The sequence below is a fragment of the Roseovarius sp. EC-HK134 genome, assembly GCF_902498815.1.
Lineage (GTDB): Bacteria > Pseudomonadota > Alphaproteobacteria > Rhodobacterales > Rhodobacteraceae > Roseovarius > Roseovarius mucosus_A.
The window spans coordinates 3,845,548-3,865,237 of sequence record NZ_LR701544.1 but is presented as its reverse complement, the minus strand read 5'-3'; the positions used below and the strand labels follow the sequence as shown (position 1 = coordinate 3,865,237).

At 55.2% G+C, this 19,690-nt stretch carries 15 protein-coding genes; 2 read left to right on the top strand and 13 right to left on the bottom strand.

Going from position 1 to position 19,690, the window contains the following annotated elements:
- The first annotated feature begins 10 nt into the window (after window positions 1-10).
- Both GC127_RS22465 and GC127_RS22460 read left to right on the top strand, forming a co-directional pair.
- Window positions 11-1,708 (top strand): NAD(P)H-dependent oxidoreductase subunit E, encoded by a 1,698-nt coding sequence (locus GC127_RS22465; RefSeq protein ID WP_199861309.1) that lies wholly within the window; start codon window positions 11-13, stop codon window positions 1,706-1,708.
- Window positions 1,709-1,777: 69 nt separating this feature from the next.
- A complete protein-coding gene (locus GC127_RS22460; RefSeq protein ID WP_254700826.1) occupies window positions 1,778-2,002 on the top strand; it encodes a hypothetical protein in 225 nt (74 codons plus the stop codon).
- 342 nt (window positions 2,003-2,344) lie between these two features.
- Here GC127_RS22460 and GC127_RS22450 read toward each other — a convergent pair whose 3' ends face one another.
- From GC127_RS22450 to GC127_RS22395, 13 genes are all read right to left on the bottom strand, one after another.
- Window positions 2,345-3,388: a reverse transcriptase family protein gene (locus GC127_RS22450; RefSeq protein ID WP_151979611.1), complete on the bottom strand. Its 1,044-nt coding sequence runs from the start codon at window positions 3,386-3,388 to the stop codon at window positions 2,345-2,347.
- A gap of 563 nt (window positions 3,389-3,951) precedes the next feature.
- Window positions 3,952-4,812 (bottom strand): phosphoribosyltransferase, encoded by an 861-nt coding sequence (locus GC127_RS22445; protein WP_151979612.1) that lies wholly within the window; start codon window positions 4,810-4,812, stop codon window positions 3,952-3,954.
- 406 nt (window positions 4,813-5,218) lie between these two features.
- Complete coding sequence (locus tag GC127_RS22440; protein ID WP_151979613.1) at window positions 5,219-5,863, bottom strand: hypothetical protein; 645 nt, start codon at window positions 5,861-5,863, stop codon at window positions 5,219-5,221.
- A gap of 105 nt (window positions 5,864-5,968) precedes the next feature.
- On the bottom strand, window positions 5,969-6,634 hold the full coding sequence (locus GC127_RS22435; RefSeq protein WP_151979614.1) for a hypothetical protein: 666 nt from the start codon (window positions 6,632-6,634) through the stop codon (window positions 5,969-5,971).
- Between the two features lie 16 nt (window positions 6,635-6,650).
- Window positions 6,651-9,656: a type I restriction endonuclease subunit R gene (locus GC127_RS22430; RefSeq protein WP_151979615.1), complete on the bottom strand. Its 3,006-nt coding sequence runs from the start codon at window positions 9,654-9,656 to the stop codon at window positions 6,651-6,653.
- A 2-nt stretch (window positions 9,657-9,658) separates the two neighbouring features.
- Complete coding sequence (locus tag GC127_RS22425; RefSeq protein WP_151979616.1) at window positions 9,659-10,273, bottom strand: hypothetical protein; 615 nt, start codon at window positions 10,271-10,273, stop codon at window positions 9,659-9,661.
- Complete coding sequence (locus GC127_RS22420; protein WP_151979617.1) at window positions 10,263-12,365, bottom strand: DUF262 and DUF1524 domain-containing protein; 2,103 nt, start codon at window positions 12,363-12,365, stop codon at window positions 10,263-10,265. Before GC127_RS22420 ends, GC127_RS22425 begins: the two co-directional genes overlap by 11 nt.
- Entirely contained in the window at window positions 12,362-12,487 is a 126-nt protein-coding gene (locus tag GC127_RS23295) for a hypothetical protein (protein ID WP_302848613.1), read from the bottom strand. Before GC127_RS23295 ends, GC127_RS22420 begins: the two co-directional genes overlap by 4 nt.
- Entirely contained in the window at window positions 12,484-13,326 is an 843-nt protein-coding gene (locus GC127_RS22415) for a hypothetical protein (RefSeq protein ID WP_151979618.1), read from the bottom strand. The genes GC127_RS23295 and GC127_RS22415 overlap by 4 nt, the downstream gene beginning before the upstream one ends.
- Window positions 13,327-13,444: 118 nt before the next feature.
- Complete coding sequence (locus GC127_RS22410) at window positions 13,445-14,353, bottom strand: HNH endonuclease signature motif containing protein (RefSeq protein ID WP_199861310.1); 909 nt, start codon at window positions 14,351-14,353, stop codon at window positions 13,445-13,447.
- Entirely contained in the window at window positions 14,350-15,693 is a 1,344-nt protein-coding gene (locus GC127_RS22405; protein ID WP_151979620.1) for a restriction endonuclease subunit S, read from the bottom strand. Before GC127_RS22405 ends, GC127_RS22410 begins: the two co-directional genes overlap by 4 nt.
- On the bottom strand, window positions 15,690-17,708 hold the full coding sequence (locus GC127_RS22400) for a class I SAM-dependent DNA methyltransferase (RefSeq protein WP_151979621.1): 2,019 nt from the start codon (window positions 17,706-17,708) through the stop codon (window positions 15,690-15,692). The genes GC127_RS22405 and GC127_RS22400 overlap by 4 nt, the downstream gene beginning before the upstream one ends.
- Window positions 17,709-17,816: 108 nt before the next feature.
- On the bottom strand, window positions 17,817-19,556 hold the full coding sequence (locus GC127_RS22395; protein WP_151979622.1) for a restriction endonuclease subunit S: 1,740 nt from the start codon (window positions 19,554-19,556) through the stop codon (window positions 17,817-17,819).
- Between the last annotated feature and the right edge of the window lie 134 nt (window positions 19,557-19,690).

The window sequence follows — 19,690 nt, the reverse complement described above, 5'->3', positions numbered from 1 at the left end:
GATGATCGCAATGGCATTGGATGATCGCAAAGGCGTCTGGAAATCCGGGGATGGCAAGGGCCGTCGCACCACCAAGGGACGCCAACTTGAAGATGGCGCTTGGGCCGAGGTTCAGGCGCTCTTGGGCGAGGGGCCGCGCCGCCGCGACCTTTTGATCGAATATCTGCACCGTATTCAGGATAAATTCGGCCATCTCTCGGCGGCCCATCTGCGCGCGCTCGCCGAAGAGCTGCGCCTGTCGCAGGCCGAAGTCTATGAGGTGGCCAGCTTTTACGCGCATTTCGACGTGGTCCGCGAAGGCGAGACCCCGCCGCCCGCGCTCACCATCCGCGTCTGCGATTCGCTCAGCTGCGAGCTGGCAGGCGCGCAGGCGCTGAAATCCGCGTTAGAGCAGGGCACAGATCCCACGCAGGTCCGCATCCTGCGCGCGCCCTGCATGGGGCGTTGTGATACGGCCCCGGTGGTGGAGCTGGGCCATCATCACATCGACCACGCCACACCCGAAAGCGTCTTGGCTGCCGTCGCCGCAGGCGACACGCACGCCCACGTGCCCGCCTATGAGGCGCTCGATGCCTATCGCACCGCTGGCGGCTATGCCACGCTGGCCGATCTGCGCGCGACACGAAATGCCGATGCCGAATTCGAGCGCGTGCAGCAAACCCTGCTGGATGCGGGTCTGCGCGGCCTTGGCGGTGCGGGCTTCCCCTCGGGGCGCAAATGGGGCTTTGTGCGCGCCGAACCCGGCCCGCGCTATCTGGCTGTCAATGGCGACGAAGGCGAGCCGGGCACCTTCAAGGACCGCTATTACCTCGAGCGCACGCCGCACCTCTTCCTTGAGGGCATGCTGATCGCCGCTTGGGCGGTCGAGGCCGAGCGCTGCTTTATCTACATGCGCGATGAATATCCCGCTGTGCTCGATATTCTCGCCACCGAGATTGCGGCACTGGAAGCCGCAGATCTCATCAAGCCCGGCTATGTCGAGCTGCGTCGCGGCGCCGGTGCCTATATCTGCGGCGAAGAAAGCGCGATGATCGAATCAATCGAGGGCAAGCGTGGGCTGCCGCGCCACCGCCCGCCATTCGTGGCACAGGTGGGGATTTTCAACCGCCCCACGCTGGTCAATAACGTCGAAACGCTGCTTTGGGTCACGCGCATCCTGCGCGAGGGGCCGGAAATCCTGAATACGGTCGAGCTGAATGGCCGCAAGGGCCTTCGCTCTTACTCGGTGTCGGGGCGCGTGAAAAACCCCGGTGTCCACCTCCTGCCCGCAGGTTCCACCATCACCGACATTATCGCGGCGGCGGGGGGCATGCTTGATGGGCATACGTTCAAGGCCTATCAGCCCGGCGGTCCGTCCTCTGGCCTTCTGCCGGCGTCGATGCATGACGTTCCGCTCGATTTCGACACTCTGCAACCGCATGGCACCTTTATCGGGTCGGCGGCTGTGGTGGTGCTCTCGGATCACGACCGGGCGCGTGATGCGGCACTCAACATGCTGCGCTTCTTTGAGGACGAAAGCTGTGGGCAATGCACCCCCTGCCGGGTGGGCTGTGAAAAGGCGGTCAAGCTGATGCAGGCCGACACTTGGGATCAGCCGCTCCTGACAGAGCTGTGCACCGCCATGTCCGATGCCAGCATCTGTGGTCTCGGTCAGGCCGCGCCCAATCCGATCCGCCTGACGATGAAGCATTTCGCCGACGAGATCTGAGCCAAGCACAGGCTTCCATCTCCCTCCGATCCGCATTAGGTCAGGATTGACACGCGGATCGGAGGGCGCATGGCGTTTTTCTCGAAACTCAAGGAACGGCTGTTCAAATCCTCTTCCAAGCTCGAAGAGGGTCTGGAGGCGATTGTCGACGAAGGGCGCGCCCAAGAGAGCACGCCCGACAGAACACCCCAAACACCACCCCAAACACCACCAGAGACCCCGCCTTCGGTCCCGCCGCCCCCGTCAGAGGTGCCAACCCCTACGCCGCCGAGGCAGAAATCGGCCGTATCCTAGACAACTTCGAGCGCCTCGGGAAAAAGTGGGCTCCCAAGCCGCGCAAACCAAAAGCCGTCTGATCAATAGAGCGCGTCCACGGCCTTCGGCGGATGCTTACGGTTGAGACGCGGAATGCGGCGGCAGAGTTTGCTAAGGCTAGATGGTGATCACGGCCCTTAGCCGTCATTCGGCCTTCTAGGTTGCTGCATTGCAGCGCTCTCCGAAGCTGCCATTCGAGGAGCTATGCGGCAAAACGCGAGGGAGGCATGGGTCAGGCATTCGCTCAGTTGCGTGCTGACTAGAGGCCCGCCCCAATGGTATTTCGGCGCAAGCCTATGAAACGCTCTATTCAGTTTGATCTTAGACAGTTTGAAATTTCATCATGAAATTTTTGAGCTCTGAATACGCCCTCTTTGCAGCCTCAGATTCTGGACAAACACTTACCCAAAAGCTTACCATCCCCAGCAAACGGTCCAAAACAAGTGGATCCCATGCTGTGGAATCATTATTAGGGTGAAGAATGCCGTGATTAATTAACAGGTGAATTCTCTGCCGTAGATTTCTTATGTAGGTTCGCGGCAGCTTAAGTTCTCCGGATGAAATGGATATTCCCGTAACTATCTTGCGATGCCCAGCAGGCGAAAGGATTGTTTTTTTATCGTTGGTAGAAAATCCAGCTTTCGAAGTCAAGTTTGCCACGAGACTTGTCATATCGCTTGGAATCGAACTGCCAGAGAAGGTCAAATCGTCAGCATACCTAGTGTAGGTGAGGTCATACTTGAGCGCGAGATTGTTGAGGTTCGAATCCAACTCAACACATGCAATATTGCTCAGGGCTGGACTGGTGGGCGCCCCTTGTGGGAGACATGCTCCCAACGTGACCAATCTCGAAAGAGCTCTGCATACATTCGGGGGATAGCCCATATCCTTAAAAATATAGTGAACAGTTGAGGCTGTCACTGATGGAAAAAAATCCTTCAAATCCATCTTCAAGAGCTCTCTGCAGCCCAGATGGGTGCGAGCGTTTGTAATGATAGATCGTCCAACAACAAAGCCATGCGCCTGCTCGCTCACTCTGGACTTGGACACGATCTGATCCAATAGCCATCTTTGGATCTGCATTAGTATAGGCCGAGGAGTGTCAATTTTCCTGATGCCACCTGAACGCTTTGGTATGGCGAAAGTTCGGTAAAAATCTTGTGGGCGGCTGGCAACTTTCGCTAAAGTTTCATACTCAATCCCGACTAAGTCTGCGAGATGTGAAAACTCAAAAATAGGTGGAATCCCCAAAGCTTGAAGTGATTCAATATACTTTATATACCCATCAGCTAGTGCTCTGCCGCGATTACCGCTAATTCTGGAGTTATAGAGTTCTCTCCACTCCCTCAGATCTTCACCGGTCATCTTTCCAGGCCTTGAGAGTAGAAGGTCAGCGATACAAAGAAATCATACTTCATGATATCATTACTGCTTTATGCAGTAACATGGGATCTTTAGATCCCATGCTTCTTGCGCAAGGCGCGTGAAGATAATCTAACGCACACCTTAACAAGACGGAGGCGGATACACCTCCCGTTACTATCGCCGAGCCTTCAAGCATCGAGCTACATCACTTTCTTTCACGTTGCAACAACTTCAGAAAAAAATCCATATCCAGAAGCTTGAGATTAGGAAGATAGGGTTCATGGACCGCGCGCCTCTCCAGTTGAAGGTAGGGGCTACCCTTGGCCCACGGTCGCTCAGACGAAAATATCTTATACCTATTCTTGATTGCCCATTTCCGGCCAAAGTCAGTAATTTTCGCTTTGCGTCCCTCTATTTTTATAACTTCGATTTCTGAAAGATACTCGCAAAAATCGAGCAGCTGGATTGGTGATAGTAAATATTTCTTGTGAATCTGATATAGGTCGACCCAGTCCGTCGCCTTATACATCTCTCTTATAACTATGGATTCTAAAGATGACATATCACACCCTTGGAAGTAGCGGCCTGCGGCGGGTGCCGTCCTTCATGAGCTTCCACCAAAATATGGGAAAATTGTTATTTGGCGGATTTCCGTTCTCAAGGTAGTAGGCGCTTTGAGTTTTCTTATATCCAAGAGAATATTTCTTCATCTGCAAGTTTCCATACGCAGGATGCAATAAACCCTCCATACCAAGCATCAGATCAATCGCGTCAGCTAGACATTTGCCGGAGCAATAGTCGTTGATAGCCTGTTTCATCCATATGGTTGCATAAAAATCAGCAGCACAGGAAAAGTCTTTCTGCTTGCAAACTTCCATGGCAGCAACGATTGCCACGTAGATCTCGACAGATTTCCCTTTTTCTTTGAGTTCGTCCGAAATCCATTTTAACCTTCCTGACAGTGTTTTCCCGGAGCCGACAAACTCGTCCACCACTACGATTTTCTGCCCATCCTCGACAGCATTGATCGCATCAGTCAAATTCTTGTATATAGTATTGGTCTCCCAATCCCCTAAGTTCGCTAGAACAGGCTTAATCATCCAGGCAATGGCGCTGGAACTGTCTGCATACCTGGACTTGTCCATGGCAACGATAACGGTGTTATCGTTCGTGCAACCCCATGTTTTAACAATCCTATCACCAATCTTCTCCAGGCAATCGGCCAGATAGTCGCCATTTACGTAAGTAAATCGATCAAGGATGTCACAAATAAGAAGCCTCTCATCATTGCTCGCGCAAGATGCGAGAAGTTGCTCCAACCTTTCATGTCTGCGCCTCAACCAAGTATGTTTTCTTGACGTATCAAGAAGTCGATCGAAGACAGCTTCGGGTAAGCTGGGATTGCGTTGATCGAAAATTTGCATTTGGCCTAGGTCAACTTAGCTTGCTCGTTTATGCTAGAATGATGCATCAGCGCATCATTTTCAACGTCAACCTGCACACATCATATTGAGATCGCCTCATCTGTGACACTCAACCCCAGGATCTGCTAGGCAGGGCAGGAGAGTGCAGATAGGTCAAAGTTGATTTTTAAGATATGGCGCAGAGAGGAACTTCTGGTTTGAAGGGCCGGCTTGCACCCAGAACAAGTGTTCTCGTCACGTCGGTCGAGTGACGACGAGGGGTTTGCGCCCGACGATATCACGCTCGAAATCGCAGGAAGAATGACTGCTTTGCCATCCGTCTACTTTATCATGCGGCACTGCCGTCTGGCCGCTTCCCGCCCGAGACCGACGGCCACCATCTGTTCCTTGCAGCCTTTGCCATGTCTCAGTTGTCCTTATCCAACCTCGTGGCCGCCTTTGCTTCGGCGGGATCACCCACCGGCGACATGACATCCCACGCCCGCCGCCGAAACCTGGAAATCCTGCAGGTCACACCTGTTTCAACACACTGAAAGACCGTCCTCGCACGAGTATATCCCGGAGGCTTCTCACGTATCACTCTGAAAAGCAGCCGTTTCCGACCATCATTGAATTCGAGAGCCTCCTCGAGCTTGATGACGTCACCGTCTTTAAATCGTCGTGCTCTCCTCGCAGCGTTCTCGAGACACCGTCGGCGCCATCGATTGGCCCAATCAGAGGTCGTTGGGCTTAACAGGTCGATGAGGGACTTCGGTGCTCGGGCAAATTCAGGACCTACGGTTTCTTCATCCAACCGATACCCCCAACCGCCGTATTCTTTCCGTGTGCGAAACACTGCGCCGAAGGTGAACTTGCCGTTCTCGTCTGATTGATACCCATCCGGAACCTCGCTGCCGTTCTTCACGGTCATTTCAACGGCAACGGTCCAGATTGATCCATCCCGGCAAATCCGAACCGTACGGGTCGAACGCTCTTCATCATCGTGAGTGCAAAGACGTTCAATCTCCGCACGGATGTTAGATGGAACGCGATTGTTGAACAGCCAGCCCACTATCGTTGCCCTCTGATCGCCAGTGTGAACCTGCTGATCGATAAAAATTCAATAGTTCCCCCCGACTGCGCCGCCAACATGCCGACTGTAATTGGCCCGACATGGTCAAAAGACAGGGATCTTGTCCTGAAGGCCCCCATGTTGAAAGATCTCCCTGAAATCAACCTGACCTTCGCCAGCCTCCAGCCGCATAGCTGCAGCCGCCCAAGTATCACCGGTCTTCGCCGCCTGCCTGAGTGACGCAATGTCACGCAGAAACCAGTTCGACAACTTCGGTTGCCCCCTGACACCTGAAAGCCTGCGATCACATTCGGTGATTATCTTGTTCAAGCTTTCTTTCATGTGATCATCGTAAGTGTCTGGGGAACTCGGGTCGAGATCGCCCGCATAGAAATATCGGAAAGACCGTGGCATGTCCTTCTCGATCGGCCAGAAGACGATCGGGGGCCGTGCCTTTGGCGAACGGCTGCTATCAGCAAGATAAGGGCTGCTGATATCCAGGATCCGATTGCCGACAACGCACCAGAAGTGCGAGGTCTCGCTGCTTTTCCCGCCAAAGCCTTCGATGCTTGCTTTACGGGCGTCAGGTGTGACCATGAACATCCCGAAGCTACCGGTTACAATCCTTGCTTCATACCCCAGGCGCCTTAGGACGTGTTGCATCGCGTATGCGGCGTACATGCACTTGAGGAAGTAATTCTCGGGAAAGACCGCACGAAGAGCCCGGTCGACGACGTAGGCTGTGCGGCTCGCTGCCGCGTCAATATTCATTGGGTGCGCCCCTTGGTCATGCTGCTCGTCCTGCCCCGCGAACAGCCCTCTGGAACATCAGCCCCATGAGCATTTCCCGGGCTTCCCTGTCCTGAAGGAAGGCGTTGCGCATGGCGTTATCCCGTTGGAAGGCCTGGATCGCCCGCCGCATGAACTCCGCATCGTAATGGGGCCGTACATCCTGGGGCTGATTGTTCCGGAACATTTCGGCCCAGGCTTCATCCCCAAGGATCGCCTCATTCACCGCCTCGAAGCGGATGTAATCCTCATCCGTGAAATTCGTGCCGTGACGGGCATTGAAGGCCTCGATGATCTCGGACAGAGCCGCCTCATCCTCTTCGGTAAAGGGGTTTGCCCCGAAGCGGTCAATCGGCGTCAGGGCCTGTGTGGCGTCCTTCTCGAGCCTTGCATCCGTATTCTCGTTGTTCGGGGTAAGTTTGAACGCCGCCAGGGTCAGCATGTCATCCGTGACATCCCCGCCCTCAGGGGCGTCCCGCCCGGGCAGCATCCGTTTGAGCCATGAGCCGAAGACATGCAGCTTCTCGAGTTCGGTATCCTGCAGGTTTACCACCTGGGCAATGAAGGAATAGAAGCGCAGGAAGGAGGACAGGGTTTGGCGGAATTCCTCCTGATCATCCTCGTTCAAGGCCTCATTGAACCGGTCCACGGTTTGCCGCACCAGCCCCTCCAGAACCGGGCGCTCATCCGCCCTCTGACGTGCCGCCAGAAAACGAGAGATGAACCGATCGATTTCGGCCTGATCCAGAATGTTGAAAGCCATCAGGCGGGCATGCAAGGTGTAGATCTGGTTCGGATCGGACACGTCCTCGATCAGCGTCGCGTTGTAATAGGGCTTGAAGGCCTCCTGGATGTCTGCAACCTCGTTGCGGAAATCCAGAATGAAGGTGCGCTCCTTGCCCGGGAACATCCGGTTCAGCCGTGATAAGGTCTGAACCGCCTGGATGCCATTCAGGCGCCGATCGACATACATGGCCACCAGCTTCGGCTGATCGAACCCGGTCTGATATTTCTCGGCCACCACCAGCACGTTGTATTCCGCCCCGTCGAAATGCCGCGGCAGTTCTTTTTCGCCAAACCCGTTGATCCCGGGCTCCGTGAAGGGCTGACCATCAACCAGAACCTCGCCAGAGAAGGCCACCAGAGCCTTCATGTCGTGATAGCCCTGCAACTCGATATACTGGTTGATCGCCCGCTGGGTGCGGATGGCATGTTCCCGGCTTGCCGTGACCACCATGGCCTTTGCCTGCCCATCCAGCTCATGCATCGCGTGACGGCGGAAATGCTCGACAATCACAGCTGCCTTCTGGGCCATCGCGGTTTCATGAAAATCGATGAACCGGGCCACCTTCCTTGCGGATTTGCGTTCCAGAAGGCGGGGATCGTCCTCGATTGCCTTCTCCAACTTGGAATATGCCTTGTAGGTCTGGTAATTCTGCAAGACATCCATGATGAACCCCTCCTCGATGGCCTGACGCATCGAGTAAAGGTGGAAGGGCTGCGGCCCGCGTTCCGTCGGTTGCCCAAAGCGTTCCAGGGTCACGTTCTTCGGCGTGGCGGTGAAGGCGAGATAAGACAGATTGTCCTGCGGCCCCCTGAGCCGCTGCATCTCCAGCAGCGCCCGTTCGGTCGCATCGAGCTCCTCTTCGCCCTCGGTCGCGGCGGTCTCGGCCAGCGAGCTGGCCATGCTGTCCGCATGCTTCCCGGATTGGGAGCTGTGCGCCTCGTCGATGATGATAGCGAAGCGTTTCCCGGCCTGTTTTTCCAGCACCTTGAGTTGGTCGGTCGAAAACTTGTGGATGGTCGAGATGATGATCTTGGCGCCAGCTTCCAGAGCCTCCCTGAGCTGACGCGATGTGCCGTCGATCGGGCGGACATAGCCCGCCGTCTGCTCAAACGACATGATCGTTTTTTGAAGCTGACGATCCAGCACCACTCGATCCGTGACCACGATGATCGTGTCGAAAATGGACCGGTCCTGGTCATCATGGAGGGTGGCAAGATGATGTGCGGCCCAGGCGATCGTGTTTGACTTGCCCGATCCGGCAGAGTGCTGGAACAGGTAGTTGCGGCCGGCCCCGTTCGTCTTTGCATCCTGCAGAAGAGTATAGACGGCGTCCATCTGCTGATACCGCGGCCAGATTGTCGTGCGTTTGACCCGCCCGCCGGGTTCCTCAACCTCGTCAATCAGGACAAAGCGGTGCAGAACCGCAAGCAGCATTTCCCGGGACAAGGCCGCCTTGCGGTCGTCCAGATCCCGATAAAGATAAGCGATCCGGAACTCCCCCTTCACGTCCGGGTTGCCGGCCCCGCCGTCGCGTCCGCGGTTGAAGGGCAAGAAACGGGTCGACCCGTTATTGAGATGGGTGGTCATGGACACGTGGTCCTGATCCAGGGCGAAATGCACGATCGCCCCCCTTTTGAAGGTCAAAAGCGGCTCGCCATTGGGGGAGCGGTCCTTGCGATATTGCTTTTCGGCGGTCTGGTAGCTGGACCCGGTCAGGGTGTTTTTCAGTTCCATCGTGATGACAGGAATGCCGTTCACGAACATCACCAGATCAAGCGCATTTTCGTTACGCAGGGAATACCGCACCTGCCGCATCACCGTCAGGATATTGCCTTCATAAGCCCGGGTAAGGGTGGGGTTCAGGCTGGATGCCGGCCTGAAGCCGCACAGGCTGATCTTGATGCCGGGGATGATGGTGATGCCCTTGCGCAGAACCTCGAGGGTGCCCACCGCCTTCAGCCGTGCATCAACCTGCTTGATCAAGGTGTCACGGGCCCGGCCGGGATACTGGTCATTCAGCTTTGACCAAGCGTCCGGCTGGGTTGTGCGAACGAATTCCTCGATCATTTCGGGGTCAAGGGCGGTCTTGCGGTCAAAGCTGTCCGGTCCGAAGGACCGTTCCCGCCAGCCCTGCAGGCGCACAAGCTGATCCACCATGTGGATTTCAACGGCTTCTTCAGTGTGGAGCTTGTCGCGGGAAATGACGGGGCTGGTCATGTTTACCTCGGAAATAGAGTTTGGTCCGCATCAGGCGTGGCAATGTGCCTGCTGTGCGATGGGTCGATCGGTTTGGAGCCCAACCGATCAATCAGGCCGATCAAATGCATGCGCAAAGCCCGCATTGACTCACGAAACTCTGTCATTTCGGCCCAACCCTCGGGCCCCGGGAGACCTCCACCACCAAAACGCAGGTGGGTTGATTTCGGGTCGATCGCATGAAGCTCCAGTATCCGGGAGCGGGCTGCATCCGAAATGTGGGGAGCGGATTGAACGATCAAATCCAGCTCATGCCCAGTCTTTCCCTTTGGCCATCTATAGGGTTTGCCAGACTGCTTTTCGATCGCAGCCTTTAGAAACAGCTCAATGGCATGGCGGTATAGGTACAAGATCGGGTTCGACACGGTATAGTCGGGCACGTCATTCTTCATAACGAGCGAAATGATCGCTTCTGCCGCTTCAAAATACTGATCGCCAAGGGAACGAGTATCCATAGAAAGCCCGATCATTCCATCCCGGGCGATCCCTTTGGGAAAAGACCATCCATCCGGGCGCTGTGCTCTTTCCCAATCCTCCGAGAACAGCGGTCTGGCCAAGATTTCTTGATCAATCGTCATCTGAACCCCCGCCCAGCTGACGTTCAAGCGACTGACGCACAAGCCCGATCACATATGGAAGGTCCTCGGCCTCAGACAGTTTTACCTCGGAGTTGCCGTTCCCCCAGCGTCCGACGCCGGTCACATCCACCACCATCTGTCGTGGGTCCGAGAGCTCATGCGGGTCGATGTTCAGCGACAGCCGCAACGCCTTGGCCTGCGGTACCACATCAACAAAGTTGGTCTCGGCTTTGTAAGCAACATACAGCTTCAAGAACTGCTCGGTGACACAGGCGTCCAATGCCTTCACCTCACGGCGGAAATCATCGAATAGCTGGCGCATCTTGCCGCTTGTCAGATGGGGGTGATCGTCGATCGAATAGTCCGTCGTTGCTTCCTGGGGATCCTGGTAGGTTTCCAGGATGTCCTGGGGCAGATCAGGTGATGTCCAGACACCTGCAGCGTGACGTGCCATTCTGTCAGCTCGTGCCTTGATCTCCACCTCGTTCCAGGTGTCGAGCTGACCAAGCCCCTGATTGACACGCAAGGGGCTCTCCTTGAACCCGCCCTCCATGTCTCGTTTCACAGTGAAAGGCTTGTCGCTGTATTCGGAGTTGTATCCAGTCAGAGTGAGGTTGCCGAGCGTATGCAGCCATTTTTCCTGCACGGCCGCCCATCCGTCCCCAAGTGCCTCCCGCCATTCCCGAGACAGGTTTTCATTCTGCGGCAGGATGTGTTCAATCGTGTAATCGTCGACGGTGACACGTTCTTTCCGGCCATGGTTCTCGAATTTCCGCAGCCAGTATGACCGGTTGCGGAAGTTGTAGAGATCACGTTCCTGAATGCGGGCGATGAATTCCTCGTCGCGGGGAAAGCGGCGGTAGGATCGCATCCGCAGGAAATGTGCTTTGACGCTTTCCAGATATCGATCTTTCTTCAGCTCCCGCCCAAATGTCGCGAAGGTTTTGTTCAGCGAATTCGTGGGAACAGCACAGATGGCCCGGCGGAATACATAGGCTTCAACCAGCCGGATAATCTCCAGAAAATCGGCGGCAGCGATGAGGCCCTGATCATAGTCACGGTAAACTTCCATCAAGAAGGGATAGGCAACATCGACCTTGAGTTCCCGGAGATCCTTGAAGGCCAGCCCAAGCGATTTGTCTTTTTCCTGCCCCAGAACCAATGCCCCATAATACCGAGAGAACTCCCAGACCTCGCGGACCAGCTCTTCGACATCCCGACCTTTGGTGGTCTGTTCGTGCGAATAGGCCTTGTAGGCAACGTAAACATCGCCCTGCCGCGGGATCGCCCCGGTGACAATCGTCAGGTAATGACGCATGAAGCTGTCGAAATGGGCGACATAAGCCCCTTGACCAAAGCCTTCCTCCATCTTGCGCCAATACTGCTCGTAAAGCCGGGTCTGCAACTTCGGCTCCAATCCCATCAGCACGAAATTGCGGATCAGATCGGCCTGTGACAGCTCCTTTCCGGTCGAGTTCATGCTTTCAAAGATCAGCTGGGGGTTATCGTGTTCCCGGCTCAGGGCGACATCGACGATCATCAGCTTGTTCAGGCCCGCGCATATATCGGTAGCGGCCTCCGGGTCTTGTTCCAGCCATTTCAGGAACAGGCCGAAATTCTCTTTGACCCGCAAGGATACCGCATCGGGAAGGTCATGCCCCGCAACAAGGGCATTCAGCGTGATGCGGTCGGTCTTTGACAGTAGCAGCTTGAACGCCCGTTCCCCTTCTTCATCGGGATCAAGCAGATAGCGGTTGCGGATCTTCTTGGCGGAGAAACCGTCAACCGGTTCTCCGTCCTTGATCACCCGGGACAGGGCCGTCAGCAACAGCGTGACCGAGGTCAGACGCTGCTGGCCGTCGATCACCAGTTGCGGCGATCGGCTGGTGTTGGTGGACAGGGTTTCTTCCACATAGACGACCGAGCCAAGGAAATGCACTGGAATATGGGCGCTGCGTCCGGCCCGGCGCACATCATCCCAAAGCTGACGGCATTCCTTTTCGGTCCAGCTATAGGTGCGCTGGTAGATCGGGATCACGAATTGAGGTGATTTGTATATGAAGGGTAAAATGTAGGCCTGTGTTGCTTTCATACCTGCATCTCCTCTTTTGCCAGCTCCGGCCAGCCCTGCGGGCAGGAGGGCCAGGGCAGCATGCGAGCATCAAAGGCCTTCTCGGTGTGGAGCTTGTCGCGGGAAATGGCGGGGCTGGTCATGCTTTTCTCTCAATTACTTTTCTGACAAGGGCGTGCAGGTCGCGAAGATCACGTGCCGCTTTTGGAACGACGTCGATATTCTCGAACGGGGTTCCATGTGCGATGTCGTTTCGAATATTTCGAATTTCACGCAGGCTCGGAACGTGGAGACCTGCAAGCCGACCATGTCGCTTCAATCCCTCGAGAAGGGCGAGCTTTACCCCAAAAGAAAGGGTCAATACCGGCGAACCAAGGTTATCGCGATTGGCCGCCCGCTGCAGACCGGTCTGAATTTCTGCGGCTATTTTGCCTTTAGGGTCATAGACTAATCCTACCCATTCCGAAGGCTCGGGCGCCAGTCGATCAAGCAGACATGCAATGTCTTCTTCCAAGTCGGTCAAGGCCGCGAATAAAGCGATCCGAACAGGAAGCCTCTGCAAATCGTAAATGGTGACGAGGCCGCAAACCTGAGACCCACCGCCGTTCGTAACAAGGGTCAAATCATCCACACGGCCTGCAGAGGCGAAATCCAGAAGGGGCAGCGTTTCGGTAATCGCGTCCCCTGTATAGTCGTTCATCTGCGACAACACTTTCTGACGCATCTGGGCGGGCAGAACCTCACGTCGGTCAATAGTCCCGATGACCTCTGCCGTTATGTCACGCGGATCGTCTCCATCCACAACCGGGAGAATATCATATATATCAGGCACATCCTGAAAGGCTTCGTCTATGCTTTGACCTTCAAGGGCGCAGATAAAGGCCTCTCGCCCGGTCATGATCTGGGACACCGTCAATTGCGCCTGCAATGACGAGTGATCCTGCATGCGATAGCTGTCAACCGATGTAACAGGAGCATTCATCCCTGGATCTCCTCTCCGATCCGCCGCGACCCTTCCTGCGAGCCGTCGAGCCGATAAAGCATGTGGAAATTAAAGGCTTTCCCACTGTGGCGCTTCTCGCGGGAAATGGCTGGGCTGCTCATGACTCAATCACTCTCGAAAATTGTTCTGCATGGAAAGAAAGGGCTGCTGGAGCAAGTTTATGATCCACAACGCGTCCTTGCAGTTTTGCGTAGATGGAATTTTCGAGCTTGGGGGACACCAGGATTTTCCCGGTGACAGGGTCAAGGCCGAGAAGGAAGAGATCAAAAAGCGCATGCACATCACGCCGCAACAAAAGGCTGTTGTCAGGACGCTCGAATTGCGGTTCTCCAGTATGTGGAATCACGTGAGCTGCCTCCAGCACTTCGAGCGTGCTTGTCTTTGTAAAAACGCAGCGACCATTATGCCTTTCTATCGCAGCTTCCCTGAAAGCTGCCTGCCCAGGGCGTATTTTGGCCAGCGCAGATTTGCGTTCTACAATGGCCGCTTTAATATTTTCCGAGCTTTGGAGGAGAGCTTCTGATATCGGGTCAATGTCCGTGCCCAACCGCAAGCCGCCCGCAGTTTCGATGAGCGCCTCAATCGTGTGGATATCGTCTTCTCCAAGTGCCCAGATACGCTCGAGGCGATATCTTTTAAGTTCATTGACAAGCCTTGAAGACGGAAAGGCCGCATAGGCTCGGTTCATGCCGATCCAGTTCTTCAGGATCGCCAGATCGGATAGCTTGAGACGATATCTGTCGGTTTCAGGTTCGATCAGACTGATCGTTGCTACAGCTGTCAGGCCGCCGCCACGGCTATCCTTGCCGTTCTCGTTCACCCAGATATAAACGCGATCACCTTGTTCAGGCTCGGGGCCATTCTTTCCATCTGCGTATGTCGATGGGCTGGGTGTGATGCGTTTGGTGAAGAAATCCCCGTGTGCCCAGTCTTGAATGGAACTTGGAATATTGATGCCGCCGGGGCAACGGGTGTCACCATTGATTTTCAAGATGAAGGCGCTCATCCCTGCATCTCCTCTTCGATCTGGTCGAGGGTGGCCGAGGTTGTCCCGGATTTGCCATAGGTTTCCACGTCGATCTGGCCGGTGACGGCGGCGGTGATCAGGGAGGCGCGGTACTCGCGGAGGCGGTCGATGGAAAGCTTCGTTGCTGAGGCCGTCTTTTCTGTTAGTTCGAGGCGATTGGATAGAGTGACCAAACATTGCTGCATCTCCTCCAATGGCGGAATTGCGATTGGAAACCTCTCGAGGTTGGTCTTCGAAATTGAAGCGAGGTTTGTCGATTGATTTGAGTGCAGATAGAAAAAGTCGCGAGCATACCGAGCGTTAGTCGCGAGCGAAATCCACTCAGAAAAACGGATGTCTTTCGGGCGAACGAAAAATACATGATTTTGCGTGATGCAGGTTTCAAGTGGAGCATTCCAAACTGCGCCCCTTCCCAATTTATCATTATCGCCCCCCTCGTTCATAAGAACATCCCCAAGTTTCAGAGCGTATCGCTTTCGCTCCTTTTCAGTAGCTTCAATCTCCGCAACGTCAGATAGGTTCAACCATCCAGCCTGGACATTCGCAACACGAAGATATGGTGTGGGATATGTAGTTTCCTCAGGATCCAATTTTCGACCCAATGTGATACCGCCGAACGCATGTGCAAGATGCTTTAGCCTCCAGACCCTCCAGCCAGCTGGAATTCTGGGAATATATTTTGATCCAGTGTTTACCAATTTTGCTTCAGGATCTAATCCAACTGTGACAGCTTGAGAGATTACAGCGAAACGGGAGTCGGTTAATACCGCAACCAACCGTTCCTTCTTGGCGATCAGGTCATCAATCCGGGCTGTCTCGCGGTCGAGGAAGGCGGCGATCTGTTTTTGGGTGGGAAGGCCGGGGACCGGCAAAACTAAATCAGCAAATTGCTCATACCTTACGGACTTACCATCTCGGATTCCGGTAACAGCAGTTTGCAAAGTCTGGATGAAAACTGCCGACTTAAGCAGATACTGGAAAAAGTCAGGGTTCACTTTGTCAGAGGCCATCATGACTGTATAGGCCGGGCTTATACAGCCCCGATACCAAGCACGTTCGATCCCCCCTTCAAATGTGCGCAGGCTAATAACGAAATCATCTTTTTCCACGTGAATAAAGCTCTCTGTCCCAGAAAGAGCCGCTGTGGCACGTGTATCTGAAAGTTCGTTATATTTTTCTTGGGGAATCACCCCATAAGCCTGACTTGCAGTTAATTGAATGTCTGTTGGGTCTGATTTTTCTCGGCGTGGCCTGAAAAGGAAGCGGGCACGGGATGAAGGCCATGATGGATTTGCATGAACGGCTTGAAAATTGGTCACGCCACCACCTCTTTCAACAGCCCCGCAATCTCCGCCTCCAAGGCTTTTAATTCCGCATCGATCTCGGCCAGCGGACGGGGCGGGACGTATTGATAGAAATAGCGGTTGAAGTTGATCTCATACCCCACGCGGCCCACCTCGCCATCGGCGGGGTCGGTATGGGTTTCATCCACCCAGGCATCGGCCACAAAAGGGCGCACTTCCCGTTCAAAATAGGTTTCCCAGTCCTCGTCGAGCGGAACGAGTTCATGATCCCGCAATTTCGGGTCAGGTTCCGGGCGGCCCTTGGCGTCATGGCAAATCTCGGCCTCGGGGTCGGATTCTGACAAGGCATCGATCATGGCTTTTTTCAGGGGGGCAGGGATCTGGCGACCGAACAAACCGACCAATTTGTTGAACACCGGCATGAACTCTGCCCTGTCCATCCAGACACGATCGCCCAGACGCTTGATCAGAAGCTCAACGAATTCATCCTTCCGCTCCCCAAGATCGCCGAACCGGTTGTGAGCCTGAATTTTGCGGATTGCATCTGACGTGACCTCAAACCGCAACCGCAAAGGCCGCTCCACCCGGATTTCACGGTAGCCAAAGGCGGTGGTCGGGAAGATCTTGGACACATCGCCATAGCCCGCATCGCCGTTCAGGAACTCATCATAGATGCGGACGATTTCGGCCCGGGCCTCATCCGGGATCAGGCGGCGTTTCGACCCGAGGGATTTGCGCATGGGTTGCCAGAATCGTTCGCTGGAGGCATCGATCAGCTGCACCTTGCCACCGCGCTCCGCGTCCTTCCGGTTCGACAGGATCCAGATATAGGTCTGGATGCCGGTGTTATAGAAGATGTCCGTAGGCAGGGCGATGATCGCCTCGACCCAGTCGTTTTCCAGCATCCAGCGGCGGATTTCGCTTTCGCCCGACCCGGCACCGCCGGTGAAAAGGGGCGATCCGTTCATGACAATGCCGATCCGCGATCCGCGTTCATCGTCCCGCATTTTCGAGATCATGTGCTGGACGAACAAAAGCTGCCCGTCCGAAATCCGGGGCAGACCGGCCCCGAAGCGGCCATCATGTCCGTCGTCTTCCGCCTCTTTGCGGATGGCATCGGCATATTTCTTCCAGTCCACCCCGTAAGGCGGGTTGGACAGCATGTAATGGAAGGTCTCGTGCTTGTGCTGATCGTCGGTCAGGGTATTGCCATAGGCGATCCGGGAGGCGTCATGCCCCTTGATCAGCATGTCGGATTTGCAGGTGGCGAAGGATTCACCGTTCAATTCCTGGCCGAAAAGATCGACATGCAGGCCATCATTGGCCTGCCGCATCGCCCATTCCGCGATGGACAGCATGCCACCGGTGCCGCAAGCGGGGTCATAGACCCGCCGGATGATGCCCTTGCCCGCGAGGGCCTCTTCATCACAACCGATCAGCAGATCCACCAGCAGGCGGACGACCTCCCGCGGGGTGAAATGTTCCCCGGCGGTTTCGTTCGACATTTCCGAGAAGCGGCGGATCAGCTCCTCGAACAGATAACCCATCTCGATGTTCAGAACCTTGTTCGGGTGCAGGTCGATTTGGCAAAAGCGGTCGAAGACCTGCCACAACAGGCCCTTGTCATCGAGATCCTTCAGGATTTCGGTGAACTTGAACTTCTCGACGAAGATATCCCGCACATTCGGGCTGAACCCCAGCAGGTAATCGACCAGGTTTGCCCGAAGATGGCCGGCATCCTCGCCCTTCATCTTCATGAAGGTGAACTCACTGGCGTTGTAAATCTGGCCCCCCGCACCGGCGATCGCAGTCAGGATGGCCGCCCGGGCCTGTTCGTCGGTTTCCTCGGGCAGATCGGCAGCGGTTGCGACAACTTCAGCCTTGGTGCGCTCCAGCAGGCAGTCGAGACGCCGCAAGATCACGAAGGGCAGGATGACCTTGCCGTATTCAGATTGCTTGAAATCACCACGCAGAAGCTCTGCAATGGACCAGATGAATGCGGCGTTGTTGTTGATTTTGTCCTGGCTCAAGGCCGGTCTCCCAATTCTTGCCTATCTATCGGCTGTTCCCGTCAAAGTAGTCGGGATTGCGATCGAATGATATATTGCGGTTGACGAAAGTTGTGGATTGCGAAGCGGTTATCCCGTTGATTGTCCCAGAGTATCGTGCGGCCAATGGGCCGCCCGAAGATCTGCGAGTTGCGCCTGCAAGGCGTCGATCTGATCGTGGACTTGCAGGCGATTTTCGAAGGCGGTCGCGATCTGTGCCTCGGTCACAGCATCGGGGATGGGGATCGGCAGCTTCTTCAGATCCTTCATGCCGAGGCTCAATATTCCTACGCCACCTGCGAGAGATTTCAAGAATTGCTGCATCGTGGAGTTGGACAGGTATTCGTAAAGAGCGAGGGGGCTGATTGGGCACCGCGGCTTTCGGCGCAAGATCATCATGGATTGCCCGGCTGTCCAAATCTCTCGTTCGCCCGCATCCGGGACGTCATGCGAAACCAATCCGACTGATCCAATCGTGCCTTTCACACAGAGTACAAGATCATCGCATCGGAGCTGCTGGGAAACTGCCCGTTGGTATTTCGCCCGGTCGACCCGCACTTTGCGAGAGGGCTGCTGGATGAACCCACGCGGGCCGATATCTGCCGGGGCGCATTCCAGCAAACTGAACTCCGCATCAACTGAATCTGTCAGGCTGACCGGCCGAACGAACTCAACCAGATCAGACAGTTCCGCAACATCCGATGTCGACAGAAGTGCATCGATCCGGCTGCGGGGGCCGATATTGAGGTAACGCTCTGGCATCAGAACGAGATTACTTTCCATGATTTCCAGGTGCGGCACGTCTCGCAGCAGATTGCCCGATCCGGATGGTTCGCAGGTCATTAGATTGGACCAGTTCACGCCATCCCGGATATCGGTACGCCCCCTGCGACCGGTGATCGCGACATCCTGATGGCCAAGATCGATAAATCGTACAGAGTTATGCTGCCGCCCCGAGCCGTCGATGACCAGCAGATTGCCTTCAACTCTTGTGTCAGCAAAGGCCATCCCGGCCGGAACATTCATGACGCTCATGAGGCGACCGCTCTCCATGAGGTTCTTGCGCATGATCGGTTCGGATCCGACCGTGCGAAACATTGCGCTGTCCGATGATAGGACAAGCGCCCGGGCCGAAGACTCTTCGATCACATGGGCGATTGACAGGTTTTCTACGCTGAGACGCACGGACTTGTCATCGGAAACCCCCAATGATGCTGCCAGTCCACGCGGCACTTCCTGCGTGCCACGCATATCCGCACCGAATGGCGGGAGAATGACCTCAAGCTCCGCGGGTGTGCTTGAGCTAAGCCAAACGTGATCCAGATTGAGCGTCACATCGCCAGCAAGACCCAGAAGAACCAGCATCCGCCCCATCAAGTCGATGTCGTTGCGGTTGGGACTGCTGTAGGTCAGGCGTGCTGGAATTTCCTTGGTTTTGAGAGCATGCGCATAAGCCAAGCAGGGCCGAAAGGAGTGACTGTAACTGAACCGGACCTCGCGAGCACCTTCAGCAAGGTCGAGAAGGTGATCGCAGGCCGACTTGCCCATCCAGAAGCCATTACGGTATCCATTTGGCTGGTGATCCAGTAAAGCGCAGAGCGTCTCAAATCTGACCTCGCGACCGGCCTGCAGAAGTTGCACTGATGCCCGCTCGAAGATGGGCGCCAGCCCAAGCTTGTCGGCAGTCCCCATCCGCCTGAGGTCAAGACTTGCTGGGTCCGGTACCGAAGCGGCAACCGCGTATTCAATCAGCGTCAGAAAGGCCTGTTCTGATGGAAGGTCGCGAGCAGCCTGATCCAGTATATGAGATATGTCCATCAGAACCCTCAAAAGTAACGTCTACTTATTCTGGAGTACTCGAGATGATTTTGCCAGCTCAACTTGAGAGAAATTCGAGAGTTTTGTGATTTACAAACAAAAAAGCATCAATTGCTTTTTTGTTTGTAACAAGTTTAACGTAAATC

Excerpts from the sequence above, each read along its gene's own strand:
- GC127_RS22465 (WP_199861309.1), top strand. The coding sequence starts at position 11 with ATGGCATTGGATGATCGCAAAGGCGTCTGGAAATCCGGGGATGGCAAG.
- GC127_RS22460 (WP_254700826.1), top strand. The coding sequence starts at position 1,778 with ATGGCGTTTTTCTCGAAACTCAAGGAACGGCTGTTCAAATCCTCTTCC.
- GC127_RS22450 (WP_151979611.1), bottom strand. The coding sequence starts at position 3,388 with ATGACCGGTGAAGATCTGAGGGAGTGGAGAGAACTCTATAACTCCAGA.
- GC127_RS22445 (WP_151979612.1), bottom strand. The coding sequence starts at position 4,812 with ATGCAAATTTTCGATCAACGCAATCCCAGCTTACCCGAAGCTGTCTTC.
- GC127_RS22435 (WP_151979614.1), bottom strand. The coding sequence starts at position 6,634 with ATGAATATTGACGCGGCAGCGAGCCGCACAGCCTACGTCGTCGACCGG.
- GC127_RS22430 (WP_151979615.1), bottom strand. The coding sequence starts at position 9,656 with ATGACCAGCCCCGTCATTTCCCGCGACAAGCTCCACACTGAAGAAGCC.
- GC127_RS22425 (WP_151979616.1), bottom strand. The coding sequence starts at position 10,273 with ATGACGATTGATCAAGAAATCTTGGCCAGACCGCTGTTCTCGGAGGAT.
- GC127_RS22420 (WP_151979617.1), bottom strand. The coding sequence starts at position 12,365 with ATGAAAGCAACACAGGCCTACATTTTACCCTTCATATACAAATCACCT.
- GC127_RS23295 (WP_302848613.1), bottom strand. The coding sequence starts at position 12,487 with ATGACCAGCCCCGCCATTTCCCGCGACAAGCTCCACACCGAGAAGGCC.
- GC127_RS22415 (WP_151979618.1), bottom strand. The coding sequence starts at position 13,326 with ATGAATGCTCCTGTTACATCGGTTGACAGCTATCGCATGCAGGATCAC.
- GC127_RS22410 (WP_199861310.1), bottom strand. The coding sequence starts at position 14,353 with ATGAGCGCCTTCATCTTGAAAATCAATGGTGACACCCGTTGCCCCGGC.